The organism is Bacillus sp. JK62 (genome assembly GCF_053663455.1).
In genome coordinates this window covers 363456-379723 of the sequence record NZ_JBSJQA010000006.1, presented here as the reverse complement: position 1 = coordinate 379723, position 16268 = coordinate 363456, and the positions used below count along the sequence as shown (strand labels likewise).

General features: G+C 45.5%; 20 protein-coding genes. 16 read left to right on the top strand and 4 right to left on the bottom strand.

Features of this window, described 5'->3' with window-relative positions; translation table 11 throughout:
- Positions 1-238 precede the first annotated feature (238 nt).
- Both ACWJJ4_RS15460 and ACWJJ4_RS15455 read left to right on the top strand, forming a co-directional pair.
- The gene (locus ACWJJ4_RS15460) at positions 239-946 is read left to right on the top strand and encodes a poly-gamma-glutamate hydrolase family protein (protein WP_003154076.1); all 708 of its coding nucleotides are present in this window, start codon (positions 239-241) and stop codon (positions 944-946) included.
- Between the two features lie 60 nt (positions 947-1006).
- Positions 1007-1459, top strand: a complete 453-nt coding sequence (locus ACWJJ4_RS15455) for an OsmC family protein (RefSeq protein WP_070081858.1) — start codon at positions 1007-1009, stop codon at positions 1457-1459.
- A 13-nt stretch (positions 1460-1472) separates the two neighbouring features.
- On the opposite strand, the gene erbB is transcribed toward ACWJJ4_RS15455, so the two are convergent.
- From erbB to ACWJJ4_RS15440, 3 genes are all read right to left on the bottom strand, one after another.
- On the bottom strand, positions 1473-1826 hold the full coding sequence (gene erbB, locus ACWJJ4_RS15450) for an SMR family multidrug efflux transporter EbrB (RefSeq protein ID WP_003154073.1): 354 nt from the start codon (positions 1824-1826) through the stop codon (positions 1473-1475).
- Positions 1827-1842: 16 nt separating this feature from the next.
- Entirely contained in the window at positions 1843-2157 is a 315-nt protein-coding gene (erbA, locus tag ACWJJ4_RS15445; RefSeq protein WP_003154071.1) for an SMR family multidrug efflux transporter EbrA, read from the bottom strand.
- Between the two features lie 138 nt (positions 2158-2295).
- Positions 2296-2601, bottom strand: a complete 306-nt coding sequence (locus ACWJJ4_RS15440; protein ID WP_015239898.1) for a hypothetical protein — start codon at positions 2599-2601, stop codon at positions 2296-2298.
- 100 nt (positions 2602-2701) lie between these two features.
- Between ACWJJ4_RS15440 and ACWJJ4_RS15435 the strand changes: the two genes are divergently transcribed.
- From ACWJJ4_RS15435 to ACWJJ4_RS15395, 9 genes are all read left to right on the top strand, one after another.
- Positions 2702-3106 (top strand): YmaF family protein, encoded by a 405-nt coding sequence (locus tag ACWJJ4_RS15435; protein WP_070081859.1) that lies wholly within the window; start codon positions 2702-2704, stop codon positions 3104-3106.
- A gap of 98 nt (positions 3107-3204) precedes the next feature.
- Positions 3205-4149, top strand: coding sequence for a tRNA (adenosine(37)-N6)-dimethylallyltransferase MiaA (miaA, locus tag ACWJJ4_RS15430; RefSeq protein WP_015388203.1), 945 nt, complete (start codon positions 3205-3207; stop codon positions 4147-4149).
- A 39-nt stretch (positions 4150-4188) separates the two neighbouring features.
- Positions 4189-4410 carry an RNA chaperone Hfq gene (gene hfq / locus ACWJJ4_RS15425; protein ID WP_003154064.1) on the top strand — a complete coding sequence of 74 codons (222 nt, stop codon included), beginning with the start codon at positions 4189-4191 and terminating at the stop codon, positions 4408-4410.
- A 96-nt stretch (positions 4411-4506) separates the two neighbouring features.
- Positions 4507-4782: a YmzC family protein gene (locus tag ACWJJ4_RS15420; protein WP_025649429.1), complete on the top strand. Its 276-nt coding sequence runs from the start codon at positions 4507-4509 to the stop codon at positions 4780-4782.
- A gap of 82 nt (positions 4783-4864) precedes the next feature.
- Positions 4865-5080, top strand: a complete 216-nt coding sequence (locus tag ACWJJ4_RS15415) for a hypothetical protein (protein WP_003154062.1) — start codon at positions 4865-4867, stop codon at positions 5078-5080.
- A gap of 259 nt (positions 5081-5339) precedes the next feature.
- Entirely contained in the window at positions 5340-5732 is a 393-nt protein-coding gene (nrdI, locus tag ACWJJ4_RS15410) for a class Ib ribonucleoside-diphosphate reductase assembly flavoprotein NrdI (RefSeq protein WP_003154061.1), read from the top strand.
- Entirely contained in the window at positions 5692-7794 is a 2103-nt protein-coding gene (nrdE, locus tag ACWJJ4_RS15405) for a class 1b ribonucleoside-diphosphate reductase subunit alpha (protein ID WP_003154060.1), read from the top strand. Before nrdI ends, nrdE begins: the two co-directional genes overlap by 41 nt.
- A gap of 17 nt (positions 7795-7811) precedes the next feature.
- Positions 7812-8801: a class 1b ribonucleoside-diphosphate reductase subunit beta gene (gene nrdF / locus ACWJJ4_RS15400; protein ID WP_024085331.1), complete on the top strand. Its 990-nt coding sequence runs from the start codon at positions 7812-7814 to the stop codon at positions 8799-8801.
- 48 nt (positions 8802-8849) lie between these two features.
- Positions 8850-9470 carry a hypothetical protein gene (locus ACWJJ4_RS15395; RefSeq protein ID WP_172614705.1) on the top strand — a complete coding sequence of 207 codons (621 nt, stop codon included), beginning with the start codon at positions 8850-8852 and terminating at the stop codon, positions 9468-9470.
- A 49-nt stretch (positions 9471-9519) separates the two neighbouring features.
- Here ACWJJ4_RS15395 and ACWJJ4_RS15390 read toward each other — a convergent pair whose 3' ends face one another.
- A complete protein-coding gene (locus tag ACWJJ4_RS15390; protein ID WP_454021790.1) occupies positions 9520-10278 on the bottom strand; it encodes an N-acetylmuramoyl-L-alanine amidase in 759 nt (252 codons plus the stop codon).
- A gap of 306 nt (positions 10279-10584) precedes the next feature.
- On the opposite strand from ACWJJ4_RS15390, the gene spoVK reads away from it, so the two are divergent.
- The 5 genes from spoVK (at position 10585) to glnA (ending at position 16133) form a co-directional block, all read left to right on the top strand.
- Positions 10585-11553, top strand: a complete 969-nt coding sequence (gene spoVK, locus ACWJJ4_RS15385) for a stage V sporulation protein K (protein ID WP_070081863.1) — start codon at positions 10585-10587, stop codon at positions 11551-11553.
- A 129-nt stretch (positions 11554-11682) separates the two neighbouring features.
- Positions 11683-12945 (top strand): GTPase HflX, encoded by a 1263-nt coding sequence (hflX, locus tag ACWJJ4_RS15380; RefSeq protein WP_015239904.1) that lies wholly within the window; start codon positions 11683-11685, stop codon positions 12943-12945.
- 16 nt (positions 12946-12961) lie between these two features.
- Positions 12962-14227: a methionine gamma-lyase family protein gene (locus ACWJJ4_RS15375; protein WP_070081864.1), complete on the top strand. Its 1266-nt coding sequence runs from the start codon at positions 12962-12964 to the stop codon at positions 14225-14227.
- A gap of 109 nt (positions 14228-14336) precedes the next feature.
- Positions 14337-14741: a MerR family transcriptional regulator gene (locus ACWJJ4_RS15370; RefSeq protein WP_007410366.1), complete on the top strand. Its 405-nt coding sequence runs from the start codon at positions 14337-14339 to the stop codon at positions 14739-14741.
- A gap of 57 nt (positions 14742-14798) precedes the next feature.
- The gene (gene glnA, locus ACWJJ4_RS15365) at positions 14799-16133 is read left to right on the top strand and encodes a type I glutamate--ammonia ligase (RefSeq protein WP_003154048.1); all 1335 of its coding nucleotides are present in this window, start codon (positions 14799-14801) and stop codon (positions 16131-16133) included.
- The last annotated feature ends 135 nt before the right edge of the window (positions 16134-16268 follow it).

Sequence of the window (16268 nt, the reverse complement as noted above, 5' to 3'; positions counted from 1 at the left end):
CGTGAATCTCCCGCCCCTGAAAATTCGGGCGTTCCTCCCTTTTTTTTTGCCCTCTCTCAACCTTTTTTCACTGATGCTCGGCATTTGAGCGCTTGAACCGTGACAATCCATTGATTTTTCGAAACCGGGAAGTTTTTCACTGATGATAATGTTAATAGAATGTTAAGATAAGACCTATTGACAAAAATCCATATAATGAATATTTCATTTTTCAGAAAGGAGCAAAGAAGGAGAGCTGATGAAAAGAATTTTACTTAATGTCATCATTATCGTAGCAATGGTCTTACTAATAAGATGTGCTCATTATGCGTCAGACCCTGATCCCTCGAATTCTTCTGATACATACACAGATTTTAAAGATCTGGCTGAACATGAAGACCCCGATGATTATCATATATCATACAATAAGCGAAAGGGGAGCCCCGTATTGATCATGTCGCCGCACGGAGGGAGAATTGAGGGCGGGGTGAGCGAGATCGTCCGCTCTTTCAGGGATGATTATTCAACCTACCTGTTTGAGGGATTAAAAGCGCATGATAACCAGACTCTTCATATTACGAGCACCAAGTTCGATGAGCCTTCAGCAGTCGAAAGCATTAAGCAGCACCATTATGTTATCGCAGTTCACGGTTATAAAGGCGACGAGAAAAATACTCTTGTCGGAGGAAGCGACCGGAAGCGGGCGAAAAAATTGGTGAGAGCTCTCAAACGAAACGGATTTCCTGCAGAATTGGCAACCTCAAAAACCGGTCTGGCCGGGGTTGACACCGAAAATATCAATAACCAGGCGCAAACCGGGCTGAGTATACAGCTTGAGATCAGCAGAGAACAGCGGGAAGCGTTTTTTGATAATTTTGATTACCGCGAAAGAGAATTCACAAAAACGGAGGAATTTTACCGGTTTGTCCGTACGATAAAAAGAGTGATCAATCAAGAGTATTCGTGAGCTTAAAAAAAGACAAACCAGTGAAAGGTGAGTAAACTGAAAAAAAAGGAGGTTTGTCCCTTGGCAAAACATCACTTTTATTTAAAAGCAAATTGGCCCGGAAATCGCAATGACGTCGGCGATATTAAAAGCGGCCGGCTGGAAACGGCTGTGTCCATTCCTAAGGAAATGGACGGACCCGGAGAAGGCACAAATCCTGATGAAATGCTGCTTGGAGCGGCTGCGACCTGTTATATTATAACGCTTGCGGCGATGATGGAAAGAAGCGGTCTGGATAAAGAAGATCTACATATGGAATCTGAAGGAATTGTAGACGTCACGAACGGTGTGTTCACGTACCAGAAAATCATTCACCGCCCGTTTATATTATTAAAGCCGGATGCAGCCGAAACGGACTTTACGCTCGCCAGGAAGTTAGCGCAAAAAGCGGAGTCCTCCTGTATGATTTCACGAGCGATCCAAGGAAACGTGGAGATGGAGCTTGAGGTTGAAGTAAAAGCTGCCCGCGCTTGACGAGTTCAAACGGTCAGCTCCGGGCCGTTTGATTTTTTTTAGCTTTTTGAGACTTGGAACGGTTCAGCAGGATGACGCCTGTGATGACAAAAATAAGCCCGATCATCATTTTGGCTGTCATGGCTTCCTTAAAAACAAAAAAGCCGACAATTGCCGTTAAAGCCGTGCCGACACCTGACCATGTCGCGTATGCGGCGGATAAATCAAGGCTTTTCAAAGAGAAGCTCAAAAACATAAAAGAGGCTCCGATTCCGGCAATGACGCCGAGAGCGGGCCATAAGTGCGTAAAACCGTCCGACAGCTTCAGCATCGTGCTTCCGAACACTTCTGATACAATGGCTAATGCCAGGCAGAGTAATCCTTTCATATCATGCTTCTCCTTTCTACCAATTCATCAGAATGACACCGGCTAATAAGAATACAAGTCCGATGACGGCCTGCTTGTCCAGTTTTTCATGAAACCATTTCGCTCCGATAATGGATGCGAGCACCGTTCCGGCTCCGCTCCATGTTGCATAGGATAAGCTGAGCGGAATGAGATTCAGTGTCAGTGAAAGCATATAAAAGGCCAATGAATAGCCTGCCACTACAAGCGCGCTCGGCAAAAACCGCGTAAATCCGCGGGAGACCTTCAGCATGGCCGCGCCGATTGACTCTGATAAAATAGCAATTGTGAGGAAGATATAACCCAGAATCATATCAAATCCCCCTCTCATCATAATCCTTATGCCTTTTGTTTAAGGCAGTAAAATAAAATAATATCCGAACTTTGCCCGCCAAGTCAAGACATTAGGCCTATATAAAAAGGCCCCTGAAAGGAGCCCTTTTTGATTGTCTTAGTAGTAATACGGATAGTAAGGGTAGCCGTAACCTCCGTACAAATACGGGTTGAACAAAGCGCTTCCGACAAGCCCCCCGACAAGCCCTCCGACAAACGGTCCGCCGTAAAAACCAAACGGCCGTCCGAACCCGCCAAACCAAGGGCGGCCAAACCAAGGCCGGCCAAAACCAAAACCCGGCCGCCCGAAGCCGAATCCGAATCCGGGACGCCCGAACCCGAAGCCCGGCCGTCCAAACCCAAATCCGGGCCGTCCAAACTGTCTCATATCACTATCTGCTTCGTATGTGTATTCTTCATTCATAATTTAGGTACCTCCAAGAATAAATTTGAGATGATAACAGAGTATTCAGCCCACCAATTTTTGATTGGGCGTTTATCAAAAAATAAAGGAGTGAGCTTTTGTGGGCCTGTATCAGTCCGATTGGTCAAAAAAACCTCCGCACACACACGCATACCGGGCTGTTACGGATGTAGTGCAGGGGCATTACCATGTGATCGAAGGCTTTTCGCAGCCGGAGAACGGCAGCAATACAGATGAGCATACACATTTCTATACGGGCATCACCTCGTTTGAAAACGGCCATTTTCATAGGTATTACGGCATTTCCGGCCCTGCCATCCCGAGGGTTGACGGAACACATTACCATGAGCTTTCAGAGACCACCTTTGCCGCCTACAATGAGCCGATTCAGATCCAGCACGGCGGCGTCGTTTACGATCCGCGGGAGAAAGGACGGAAAACGCACCGCCATACGCTCAAAGGAAAAACGAGAGAGGTTGTCGGAAACGAGCCGATCGGGTGGTAGCGGATGTTTAGCGCTCAGGAAAAAGGGCAAAATGGATAGGTGCCTGAAGAAATGAATGCTATAATTAGGGGGAGATTTATAAAAGAGAGTGATACATATTGAAAAATAAAAAACAGCCTGTCGTCATACTCGTCGGACCGACGGCAGTCGGAAAAACAAAACTAAGCATCGGACTCGCGAAAATGCTGAATGCGGAAATCATCAGCGGAGATTCCATGCAGGTATATAAAGGGATGGACATCGGAACGGCCAAAGTCACCGAAGAAGAGACAGAAGGCGTGCCGCATCACCTGATTGATATTTTGGAGCCGTCCGACACTTTTTCAACGGCGGATTATCAGAAAATGGTAAGGGGAAAAATCACCGAGATTGCCGGTAGAGGAAAGCTGCCGATGATTGTCGGGGGGACTGGTCTGTACATTCAGTCCGTGCTGTATGACTATACGTTCACGGAAAACTCCGGCGACCCTGTATTCCGGGAGCGCATGGAGAAACTGGCGGCTGAAGAAGGGGCGGAAGCGCTTCATGCCAAGCTTGCGGCAGCCGACCCGGAAGCGGCGGCAGCCATTCATCAAAACAATACGCGAAGAGTCATCCGCGCGCTCGAAATCCTGCATGTATCGGGAAAAACAATGTCAGAGCATCTTAAAACCCAAAAACGGGAGCTGCTTTACAATGCGGTTCTTATCGGTCTTACAATGGACAGAGAAGTGCTGTACGGCCGGATTAACGAGCGCGTTGACCTGATGCTGGAAACCGGCCTTCTTGACGAAGTAAAGCGGCTGTATGACATGAATATCCGGGACAGCCAATCGATTCAGGCGATCGGCTATAAAGAGCTGTATGAATATCTTGATGGAAAAGTGCCGCTCCCTCAGGCTGTGGAGCAATTAAAACAAAATTCAAGGCGATATGCGAAACGCCAGCTGACCTGGTTTCGCAATAAAATGCCCGTTTCATGGACAGATATGACGCCGCCTGTTGATATTGAGCAGAAAAAAAAGGAAATTTTCGAGTGCATAGCAGGAAAACTGGAAATTTAATCGAAACAGTATTGTATTGAGAACCAAGGAGGACGAAACATGAAACCGATTAATATTCAAGATCAGTTTTTGAATCAAATCCGAAAAGACAATACGTTCGTCACGGTGTTTTTACTCAACGGCTTTCAGCTTCGCGGCCAGGTAAAAGGCTTTGACAACTTTACCGTTTTGCTCGAAACGGAGGGGAAGCAGCAGCTTATTTATAAACATGCCATCTCCACGTTCGCCCCGCAAAAAAACGTCCAGCTTGAGCTTGAATAGACTTTTTGACAAAGACCATGAACAATGGTCTTTTTCTATGCGCGTCTGTATATTGCAGGCCGTATATCGGAAAGATAAAAGGGGGTACGGAAAATCGTGTTCGAAAGTGAAAATGAACTGAGAAGAATCAGGATTACGCTCGTTTGGATCGCTGTTTTTTTGCTGTTTGGAGCTTGCAGCAATCACGAGACGGTGGTGACGGATGATGACGGCGGCTTGGCGGATGCCGAACCGCAGACAGAAGGCATGGTGCAGCTGGAACATAATCGTTTCGGCATTGTCGAGGACGGTTACTTAAAAATATACCGCTATGATGAAAAAACGAATAAAATCGAACTGAAAAAAGAAACGGCGCTGGATGAGCTTGAATAAATTTCACAAGCGTTCGAATTTACAAAGCGGGCCGCACAAGCTACACTAAGTACTGACATTGATCATGCAGAGGGTGAGACGATTGAAACACAAGGTGATAATCAACCATTGGGAAGAAACTTGTGAAGATGATTCCTGCTATGAATATGGAACCAGCATCATCGTTGACGGCAAAGAACTGATCAGAGAGGCTTCCATCACAAGCGCTCTGAAAGCCGTACTGAAAGAAATCGGTGCTGATGTGGAGATTGAAGAAACCGTTGAAAGCGAAAAAAAATGTGATTCTTACAAAAAATAAGAATAAAAGTCTAGACTACTAAGCAGTTTTTTTTCATGTTATGATAGACATCGGCTTACACATGACACCTTGAGTAGGATGAGAGATGATTCTCGTTCTGCTCTCTTTTTTGGGCGTTAATCGGGCCGGAGCCAAAGTCCGCTCTTTCAAAAATATGAATTTTTTATAAATCGATCTCAATATGTTGTGTTTTTTTGAGAGGTTAGTATACTATATATAGTGTTAAGAGATTCATTATTTTTGATAGGTCGTGATAAGGATGGTTCAAATCATATTTGATTCAAAGACAGGGAATGTTCAGCGTTTTGTGAATAAAACAGACTTTCAGCTGATCCGCAAGGTGGACGAAACGGACCACGTGGACACTCCGTTTGTTTTGGTCACCTACACGACAAACTTCGGTCAGGTACCGGCATCAACACAATCATTTCTCGAAAAATACGCCCATCTCTTATTAGGAGTCGCTGCGAGCGGCAACAAAGTATGGGGCGATAACTTTGCAAAAAGCGCCGATACCATCTCTAGACAATATCAGGTGCCGATCTTGCACAAATTTGAACTCAGCGGCACATCTAAAGACGTTGAATTGTTTACTCAGGAGGTAGAAAGAGTTGTCACAAAATCAAGTGCCAAAATGGATCCAGTTAAATAACGAAATCATGATCCAACAAGATGGAAAATTCCAGTTTGATAAAGATAAAGAGGCTGTACATAGCTATTTTGTAGACTATATCAATCAAAACACAGTTTTCTTTCACGATTTAAAAGAGAAGCTGGATTATTTGATTGAAAACCAATACTACGAAGAGGAATTCTTAAGCCTTTATTCTTTTGAAGACATTAAAGAAGTGTTTAAGACAGCTTACGCTAAGAAGTTTCGTTTTCCTTCCTTCATGAGTGCGTTTAAATTCTATAATGACTATGCTTTGAAAACGAATGACAAGAAAAAAATCCTCGAGCGTTATGAGGACCGGATCTCAATTGTTGCGCTGTTCTTCGCAAACGGCGACACTGAGAAAGCAAAAGAATATGTAAATCTGATGATCAATCAGGAATATCAGCCGAGCACACCGACATTTTTGAATGCCGGCAGAAAACGCCGCGGAGAACTTGTGAGCTGTTTCTTGCTCGAAGTCAATGATTCCTTAAACGACATTTCAAGAGCGATCGATATTTCCATGCAGCTGTCTAAACTGGGCGGCGGGGTTTCTCTTAATCTGTCCAAGCTTCGCGCGAAAGGTGAAGCGATTAAAGATGTTGAAAACGCCACAAAAGGTGTTGTAGGCGTCATGAAGCTTCTTGATAACGCGTTCCGTTATGCTGACCAAATGGGGCAAAGACAAGGCTCTGGCGCGGCGTACTTAAACATTTTCCACCGCGATATCAATGACTTTCTTGATACGAAAAAGATTTCTGCGGATGAAGATGTGCGTGTCAAAACGCTTTCTATCGGTGTCGTCATTCCGGATAAGTTCGTTGAGCTTGCACGTGAGGACAAAGCGGCTTATGTATTCTATCCGCACACGATTTATAAAGAATACGGCCAGCATATGGATGAGATGGACATGACGGCGATGTATGAGGAGCTTGTCGACAACCCGCGTGTCAAAAAAGAAAAAGTGAATGCGCGCAAATTGCTTGAAAAGCTTGCCGTTCTCCGTTCTGAGTCAGGTTATCCGTACATTATGTTCCAGGACAACGTAAACAAAGAGCATGCGAATAACCACGTATCAAAAGTGAAATTCTCGAACCTTTGCTCTGAAGTGCTTCAGGCGTCACAGGTTTCGGCTTACACAGATTATGACGAGGAAGACGAAATCGGCCTGGACATTTCCTGCAACCTTGGTTCATTAAATATTTTGAATGTCATGAAGCATAAATCGATTGAGCGCACGGTGAAACTCGCGACGGATTCCCTGACTCATGTATCTGAGACGACGGATATCCGCAACGCGCCGGCAGTCAGACGCGCGAACAAAGCGATGAAGTCGATCGGTTTAGGCGCCATGAACCTTCACGGCTACCTGGCCCAAAACGGCATCGCTTATGAAAGCCCGGAAGCAAGAGATTTCGCGAATACGTTCTTTATGATGGTGAACTTTTATTCCATCCAGCGTTCTGCTGAGCTTGCGAAAGAAAAAGGCGAAACGTTTGAGCATTATGAAGGCTCCACTTATGCAACGGGAGAATATTTCAATAAATACATCGAAAAAGAGTTCTCACCGGCATACGAAAAAATCGCTGCGCTCTTTGAAGGCATGCACATCCCGACAATCGAAGACTGGAAAGAGCTGAAGGCGTTTGTCGCTGAAAACGGCATGTACCACAGCTACAGACTGTGCATCGCGCCGACAGGCTCCATTTCCTATGTCCAATCCAGCACGGCGTCCGTTATGCCGATCATGGAACGGATCGAAGAAAGAACATACGGAAATTCAAAAACGTATTACCCGATGCCGGGGTTAGCGTCTAATAACTGGTTCTTCTACAAAGAAGCTTATGATATGGACATGTTCAAAGTAGTGGATATGATCGCGACAATCCAGCAGCATATCGATCAGGGAATCAGCTTTACCCTGTTTTTGAAAGATACGATGACAACTCGTGATCTGAACCGTATTGATCTGTATGCCCACCATAGAGGCATCAAAACCATTTACTATGCAAGAACGAAAGATACCGGGCAGGACAGCTGTCTTTCTTGTGTCGTTTGATTAAAGGAGAGTTAACAGTGACAAAAATTTATGACGCAGCAAACTGGTCAAAGCATGAAGATGATTTCACCCAAATGTTTTACAACCAAAACGTAAAGCAGTTTTGGCTTCCGGAAGAGATCGCATTAAACGGCGATCTTCTTACTTGGAAGTATTTGGGTAAAAATGAGCAGGATACGTACATGAAGGTGCTCGCCGGCCTGACACTGCTTGATACAGAGCAGGGGAACACAGGCATGCCGATTGTGGCCGAGCACGTCGAAGGCCATCAGCGAAAAGCGGTTCTTAATTTCATGGCGATGATGGAGAACGCGGTGCACGCAAAATCATATTCAAATATTTTTATGACGCTTGCTCCGACTGAAACGATCAACGAAGTATTTGAATGGGTTAAACAAAATAAATATCTGCAGAAAAAAGCGCAAATGATTGTCGGGCTTTACAAAGCCATTCAAAAAGATGATGAAATTTCACTGTTCAAAGCGATGGTTGCTTCCGTCTATCTGGAAAGCTTCCTTTTCTACAGCGGTTTCTATTATCCGTTATATTTCTACGGACAAGGAAAACTGATGCAAAGCGGTGAGATCATCAACCTGATCCTTCGTGACGAAGCGATCCACGGTGTATACGTCGGACTGCTGGCACAGGAAATATACAATAAACAAACAGAAGCGAAAAAAGCGGAACTTCGCGAATTTGCGGTTGAGCTTTTAGAAGAGCTTTATCACAATGAGCTTGAATATACAGAGGATCTCTACGACCAAGTCGGGCTGTCTCATGACGTAAAGAAATTCATCCGCTATAACGCCAATAAAGCTTTGATGAACTTAGGGTTCGATCCTTACTTTGAAGAAGAGGATATTAATCCGATCGTATTAAACGGATTAAACACCAAAACAAAATCACATGATTTCTTCTCCATGAAAGGGAACGGCTACAAAAAGGCGACGGTAGAACCGATTAAGGACGAAGATTTTTATTTTGGCCAAGATGAAGAGCAGATATAATATCTGCTCTTTTGGCTTGAGTGGAGAGGTAAGACAGGAGGAACGGGCATGAATAAAATGGATGAAATCATCTTGGCTGCACCGCGGAGTGACGTCTTTCAAAACGAAATGCTGACATTTCAGGGAGTCAACAGCCAGGATGAACGTATCATAAAAATTATGGCTCAGATTGAGGCGCATTTTTTTGAAATCAGAAGAGGCGACGCGGAAGAGGACCCGCGATTTAAACAGCCGATTCCTTATGTCGTCATCCGCCGTGATGATGAGGTATTTGTGTATGAGCGGCTCGCGGGCGGAGGGGAATCGCGCCTCCATAATAAGCTTTCTCTCGGCTTCGGCGGACACATGAACCCTATGGAAGGGGCGGCTTCATTTTCGGAAGTGCTGAAACAGAACACCGACCGGGAGCTGGCGGAAGAACTGTACATTCGCGAGGAGGACAAACAAAACATTGTCACACTCGGCCTGATCAATGATGATGAAAACGATGTAGGGAAGGTGCATATCGGCATCCTTTCTGCGCTCCAGTTAGCGTCTGCGGCACAAGTCGAAGTGAAAGAAAAAGATCAAATCGCCGGGTGCTGGATGAAACTGAGCGAACTGAAAGAGGAAAATGTGTATCAGCGTCTTGAAGCTTGGTCTCAGTTTGTCGCCGATATACTTCAATAACAAAAAACCCCCGTTCGTCCCAAAAAAGGGAGAGCAGGGGTTTTTTCATTTAGTCTTGCACAATGAAGGCATCAAATCCGGCTTTTTCGGCCCGCGCTGCCAACGCTTCAGCATAATCTCTGAAAGAGAATGCGCCGATCTGCACTTTGAAGAAGCCGCCTTTTGGAAGCACAATCGCGTCAAAACCTTTAGACACCGCATCGGCTGCAAGCGCATCAGCATTTGCTTTCACGTTGAATGCGCCGATTTGCACTTTATATAAGTCAGCCTTTTTTTTTAGACCGAAAGCTTGCTCCAAGCCCTTGGCATGTCCTCTTGCAAGGCTTTCAATAAAACTGGCTGTTTTCAGTTTGTTTGCATCAGCTGACGTATCAACAAAACCATTCTCCGTCAAAATCGCCGGCATCCTTGTCTCCCGCAGCACATGGAAGTTGGCTGTTTTTTTTCCGCGGTCATTAAAACCCGATGCTTGAATTACTTGCGTGTGGACGGCTGATTGGTAAGTCGAGGTCGGCGCTCCGACACCGGGGTAAATATAGCTTTCGAATCCGGTTCCGCCTCCTGAGTTAATATGAATGGATAAAAAATAATCTGCGCCCCAGCTGTTGGCGGCATCCGTTCTTTCCGTCAGGCTGACCGTCTTATCGCTTGTCCTGCTCATCGTGACAGAAACTCCTTCATACTCATTCGTCAGAATCGTGCGCAAAGCCAGTGCGATCTCCAGCGTGACCGCTTTTTCCTGAAGTCCGTTTCCGGTTGCACCTGAATCAGTTCCGCCATGACCGGGGTCTATAAAAATTTTAACCATTCTCCATCACCTCATTACAGCATATGATGATGTTCAAAAGGTGCTTGTACGGCTGTCATTCATGAAAAAAATGAGAGATACACCCAACATTTCCCGGAAAATAAAAATAAATGGTTTGTCCTCCCGTTTCTGCTGAATACAATAAGAAATGAAAAATATTTCTCGGGAAAGCGCAGGATTCAACATCATTCCCGAAGAGAACGGAAAAAGTGACAGATAAAGAGGAAAACAGGCCTCATGATGATAGGCGGATGTCACCGAACCTCTTCATCATGAGTAAGATAAAGAGAGAACAGAGAGGTGAGCATGTTGGAGCGCGCTGTAACCTATAAAAATAACGGACAAATTAACATCATTCTTAATGGCCAAAAGCAAGTGCTGACAAATGCAGAAGCTGAGGCGGAATATCAGGCCGCCCTGCAAAAAAATGAAGCCAAGCACAGCATTCTGAAAGAAATTGAAAAAGAAATGAACACATTAGTGGGTATGGAAGAAATGAAGCGCAACATTAAAGAAATTTACGCGTGGATATTCGTCAACCAAAAACGGGCCGAACAAGGGCTGAAAGTCGGAAAACAAGCTCTTCATATGATGTTCAAAGGGAACCCCGGCACCGGGAAAACCACTGTCGCGAGACTGATCGGCAAGCTTTTCTTCGAAATGAACGTTCTTTCCAAAGGACATCTGATCGAAGCGGAACGTGCCGATCTCGTCGGTGAATACATCGGACATACGGCGCAAAAAACGAGAGATCTGATTAAAAAATCGCTCGGGGGCATTTTATTCATTGATGAAGCATACTCACTTGCAAGGGGCGGAGAAAAGGATTTCGGTAAAGAGGCGATTGATACGCTTGTCAAACATATGGAAGACAAACAGCATGAATTTATTCTGATCCTGGCAGGGTACTCGAGAGAAATGACACAATTCCTGTCATTAAATCCCGGCCTGCAATCGCGTTTCCCTATCAGCATCGATTTTCCGGATTACTCTGTCACTCAGCTGATGGACATCGCAAAGCGCATGATAGCAGAGCGGGAGTATCAATTAAGCCAGGAAGCCGAGTGGAAGTTAAAAGATTACTTAATGACAGTAAAAAGCACGACAAGCCCCATTAAATTCAGCAACGGGCGCTTTGTCAGAAACGTGATTGAAAAATCAATCCGCGCTCAGGCCATGAGGCTTTTAATGGGAGACCAATACTTAAAAAACGATTTAATGACGATCAAGAGCCAGGATTTACTTATAAAAGATGAGGCGGCAGCTCACGAATAGACCTCTCAGCCGGTCTGAGGGGTCTATTTTTTATTTCTCTCTTTAAAACCCGCCGGATGTGTGGTATACGCCCTGCGGGTTTGGTATGATAGTACTACTGCCCAATACGACACAGAAAGGAACATCCATTTGAACGAACAGGAAGGAAAAAAAGAAACGGTCATTTTGGTCGGCTGCCAGCTTCCGCACATGACAGATGAGCACTTTGAACATTCCATGGAAGAGCTTGCTTCATTGACAAAAACGGCTGACGGAACGGTGCTGACCCGGATTACGCAAAAACGGAACAGAGCGGATGCCGCTACATACATAGGCAAGGGGAAAGTAGACGAGCTGAAGGCGCTGTGTGAAGAGCTTGAAGCGGATCTGGTTATTTTTAATGATGAACTGTCACCGAGCCAGCTTAAATCACTCGCCACTGCAATTGAAGCGAAGATCATCGACCGCACGCAGCTTATTTTGGATATATTCGCAAAAAGGGCGAAGACGAGAGAAGGAAAGCTTCAGATCGAATTGGCCCAGCTTCAATACGCGCTGCCGCGTCTGAGCGGACAAGGAATCAATCTCTCAAGACAAGGCGGCGGAATCGGGACGAGAGGGCCCGGTGAGACAAAGCTTGAAACAGACCGGCGCCACATTAGAAACCGCATACACGAAATTAACGTGCAGCTGTCAACGGTTATCCGCCACAGAAGCCGTTATCGGGAGAGACGCAAAAAGAACGGCGTGCTTCAGGCTGCACTCGTCGGTTATACTAATGCAGGAAAATCAACGTGGTTCAATCAATTAACAAGCTCAGACAGCTATGAAGAAGATCTGCTGTTTGCAACACTTGATCCGATGACGAGAAAGATGGCGCTCCCAAGCGGCTACAGCGTCCTTTTGTCTGATACGGTCGGCTTCATTCAGGATCTGCCGACGACGCTGATTGCCGCTTTCCGTTCAACGCTTGAGGAAGTGAAGGAAGCAGACTTGATCATTCATGTCATTGATTCATCCAATGAAGATTATGCCGGGCATGAACAGACTGTCCTCGGACTGTTAAAAGAGCTTGAGGCAGATGATATTCCGGTGCTGACCGCTTATAACAAACGTGATGAGACACTTCCTGACTTCATCCCGACAGCGGGAGAAGGCCACATCATGATCAGCGCCCGAATCGCCGGGGATGAAGCGAAACTAAAAGCGGAAATCGAAGCTTATTTGCGCCGGGAGCTGATGACGCCGTATGAAGTTCATGTGCCTGCCGCCGAAGGCAAATTGATGTCACGCATCAAATCAGAGACCATGATCGACAGTCTTTATTTTAATGAAGAAAATGAACGCTACGAAGTCTCAGGTTATGTACAGGAAGAACAAAGCATACTCGGAGAATTGAAGAAATTCATGTAAGGAAGGTATACACAACATGTTTGACACACTGACCCACGGCGCTCTTTTACAAAAAACCGCCGAAGAAACAGAAGCGGAAATCTCCGCCATTCATAAAAGAATAGAAGAAATCAGTGAACGGAATGAATGGAGAGTCCTGCAAAGCTACAGAAAACATAAAGTAAGCGATACGCATTTTACGCCTTCAACCGGATACGGTTATGATGATATCGGACGAGATACACTGGAGAAGATCTATGCTGATGTGTTCGGAGGAGAGGCGGGACTTGTGCGGCCGCAAATCATTTCCGGTACGCATGCGATTTCAATCGCGCTCTTCGGCGTGCTGAGACCCGGGGACGAATTGCTTTATATCACAGGCAAGCCTTACGATACACTCGAGGAAATCGTCGGAGTAAGAGGCGGGGAGTATTCAGGCTCGCTTAAGGAATTTCAAATCGGATACAATGCAGTCGATTTAACATCAGAAGGCAGAGTGGACTTTGAAGCAGTCCGGGCTGCAATCCAACCGAATACAAAAGTGATCGGCATCCAGCGTTCAAAAGGATATGCGAATCGTCCGTCTTTCAGAATAAATGAAATTGAAGAGATGATTCGTTTCGTAAAGGAAATCAAAGAAGATGTCATTGTTTTTGTGGACAATTGCTACGGAGAATTTGCAGAAGAGCGGGAACCCTGCCACGTCGGAGCAGATCTTATGGCCGGCTCCCTGATTAAAAACCCGGGCGGCGGCCTTGCTAAAACGGGCGGCTATCTTGTAGGGAAAGCCAAGTGGATTGAGGCCTGCTCTTACCGGATGACCTCCCCGGGAATCGGAAGTGAAGCCGGGGCTTCGCTTTATTCACTGCAGGAAATGTATCAAGGTTTCTTTCTCGCTCCGCATGTAGTGGCGCAAAGCTTGAAGGGAGCGGTATTTACCGCCCGTTTTCTTGAAAAGCTCGGCTTTACGTCAAACCCTGCATGGAATGCGCCGAGAACGGATCTGATTCAATCAGTTGAGTTTCAGGACCCTGATAAGATGATCGCTTTTTGCCAGGCGATACAATATGCTTCACCGATTAATGCGCATGTGACGCCTTATCCGAGCTATATGCCGGGATATGAAGACGATGTCATTATGGCAGCGGGCACTTTCGTACAGGGAGCAAGCATTGAATTATCAGCAGATGGACCTATCAGACCGCCTTATGTCGCGTATGTCCAAGGAGGATTAACCTACGCGCACGTGAAAAATGCGATTTGCAGCGCCGTAAATGCTTTAATGGAAAAAGAGCTGATTTAGGCCGGTTGCAATTTTCAAAGAATTTGATGTTAAGATTCCTTACATTGTATTGACACAAAATATAACATCACCTATAATGAGACTAAGATAAGAAAAGGAGGAAATTGAGATGAGTGATAACATTCGCCGCTCAATGCCTTTATTTCCAATTGGGATTGTCATGCAGTTAACAGAACTTTCTGCCCGGCAAATTCGATATTATGAGGAAAATGGATTGATATTTCCAGCGAGAAGCGAAGGAAATAGACGATTATTTTCATTCCATGATGTAGATAAACTGTTAGAAATCAAAAATCTGATTGAACAAGGCGTCAATATGGCGGGGATCAAACAAATTCTGGATAAGGCATCTGCCGAACCGGAAGAAAAATCCGAAAAAACCGCCAAACCGATGAAGCACAATCTGTCTGATGACGAACTCAGAAAGCTTCTGAAAAACGAACTGATGCAGGCAGGCCGTTTCCAGCGGGGAAATACTTTCCGCCAAGGTGACATGTCCCGATTCTTTCATTAATCCGTTAGCAACTGTTTTGCTATATACATTTACCTTTTAGAGGAGGAGTTTTACGAAATGGCAAAGTACACAAGAGAAGACATCGTAAAATTAGTAAATGAGGAAAACGTAAAGTATATCCGCCTTCAATTCACAGACATTCTCGGAACGATTAAAAACGTGGAAATTCCTGTGAGCCAGCTTGAAAAAGCACTTGATAATAAATGCATGTTCGACGGTTCTTCCATCGAAGGTTTCGTCCGTATCGAAGAGTCTGATATGTACTTATATCCTGATCTGAACACTTTTGTAATCTTCCCGTGGACGGCTGAAAAAGGTAAAGTAGCACGCTTCATCTGTGACATTTACAATCCGGACGGCACGCCGTTCGAAGGTGACCCGCGTAACAACCTCAAACGGATTCTGAAAGAAATGAAAGAACTCGGTTTCAGCGATTTCAATCTTGGACCTGAGCCTGAATTCTTCCTGTTTAAATTAGATGAAAAAGGCGAACCGACGCTTGAATTGAACGATAAAGGCGGATACTTCGACCTGGCTCCGACTGACTTGGGAGAAAACTGCCGCCGCGATATCGTGCTTGAGCTTGAAGAAATGGGCTTTGAAATCGAAGCATCTCACCATGAAGTTGCTCCGGGTCAGCACGAAATCGATTTTAAATATGCCGGTGCCATCCGTTCTTGTGACGACATCCAAACTTTCAAACTGGTTGTCAAAACGATCGCCCGCAAACACGGTCTGCATGCGACATTCATGCCAAAACCGCTGTTCGGCGTAAACGGTTCCGGTATGCACTGCAACCTATCACTCTTTAAAGATAACGTTAACGCATTCTTTGATAAAGACGCTGATCTTCAGCTGAGTGAAACAGCAAAACATTTCATTGCCGGTATCGTAAAACACGCGACAAGCTTTACGGCTGTCACAAACCCGACAGTGAACTCTTACAAACGCCTTGTTCCGGGCTATGAAGCACCTTGCTACGTGGCATGGAGCGCGCAAAACAGAAGCCCGCTGATCCGTATCCCGGCTTCCCGCGGCATCAGCACGCGTGTTGAAGTCCGCAGCGTAGACCCGGCGGCAAACCCGTACCTGGCGTTAAGCGTATTGCTTGCAGCAGGCCTTGACGGAATCAAAAACAAACTTGAAGCACCGGCTCCGATTGACCGCAACATCTACGTCATGAGCAAAGAAGAGCGCATGGAAAACGGCATCGTAGATCTTCCGGCGACACTGGCGGAAGCTCTCGACGAATTCAAATCAAACGAAGTCATGGTTGCAGCGCTCGGCGAGCACCTGTTCGAACACTTCATCGAAGCAAAAGAAATCGAATGGGATATGTTCCGCACGCAAGTTCACCCTTGGGAGCGCGAACAATACATGTCTCAGTATTAATCTCTCAATCCCTTGGCACTATTGGTGTCAGGGGATTTTTTGATTTTGTCATAAGATTAAAAGAACAATATTTTTGGTCCTTGACCAAAATATGACCAAAAAAAATTGAAGTTATGAATCTAACTCCATAATTGA

What these genes read in the sequence shown, in the direction of transcription:
- ACWJJ4_RS15460 (WP_003154076.1), top strand. Translation starts at nt 239, where the DNA reads ATGAAAAGAATTTTACTTAATGTCATCATTATCGTAGCAATGGTCTTA.
- erbB (WP_003154073.1), bottom strand. Translation starts at nt 1,826, where the DNA reads ATGAAAGGATTACTCTGCCTGGCATTAGCCATTGTATCAGAAGTGTTC.
- erbA (WP_003154071.1), bottom strand. Translation starts at nt 2,157, where the DNA reads ATGATTCTGGGTTATATCTTCCTCACAATTGCTATTTTATCAGAGTCA.
- ACWJJ4_RS15440 (WP_015239898.1), bottom strand. Translation starts at nt 2,601, where the DNA reads ATGAATGAAGAATACACATACGAAGCAGATAGTGATATGAGACAGTTT.
- hfq (WP_003154064.1), top strand. Translation starts at nt 4,189, where the DNA reads ATGAAACCGATTAATATTCAAGATCAGTTTTTGAATCAAATCCGAAAA.
- nrdI (WP_003154061.1), top strand. Translation starts at nt 5,340, where the DNA reads ATGGTTCAAATCATATTTGATTCAAAGACAGGGAATGTTCAGCGTTTT.
- ACWJJ4_RS15395 (WP_172614705.1), top strand. Translation starts at nt 8,850, where the DNA reads ATGAATAAAATGGATGAAATCATCTTGGCTGCACCGCGGAGTGACGTC.
- ACWJJ4_RS15390 (WP_454021790.1), bottom strand. Translation starts at nt 10,278, where the DNA reads ATGGTTAAAATTTTTATAGACCCCGGTCATGGCGGAACTGATTCAGGT.
- spoVK (WP_070081863.1), top strand. Translation starts at nt 10,585, where the DNA reads ATGTTGGAGCGCGCTGTAACCTATAAAAATAACGGACAAATTAACATC.
- ACWJJ4_RS15375 (WP_070081864.1), top strand. Translation starts at nt 12,962, where the DNA reads ATGTTTGACACACTGACCCACGGCGCTCTTTTACAAAAAACCGCCGAA.
- ACWJJ4_RS15370 (WP_007410366.1), top strand. Translation starts at nt 14,337, where the DNA reads ATGAGTGATAACATTCGCCGCTCAATGCCTTTATTTCCAATTGGGATT.
- glnA (WP_003154048.1), top strand. Translation starts at nt 14,799, where the DNA reads ATGGCAAAGTACACAAGAGAAGACATCGTAAAATTAGTAAATGAGGAA.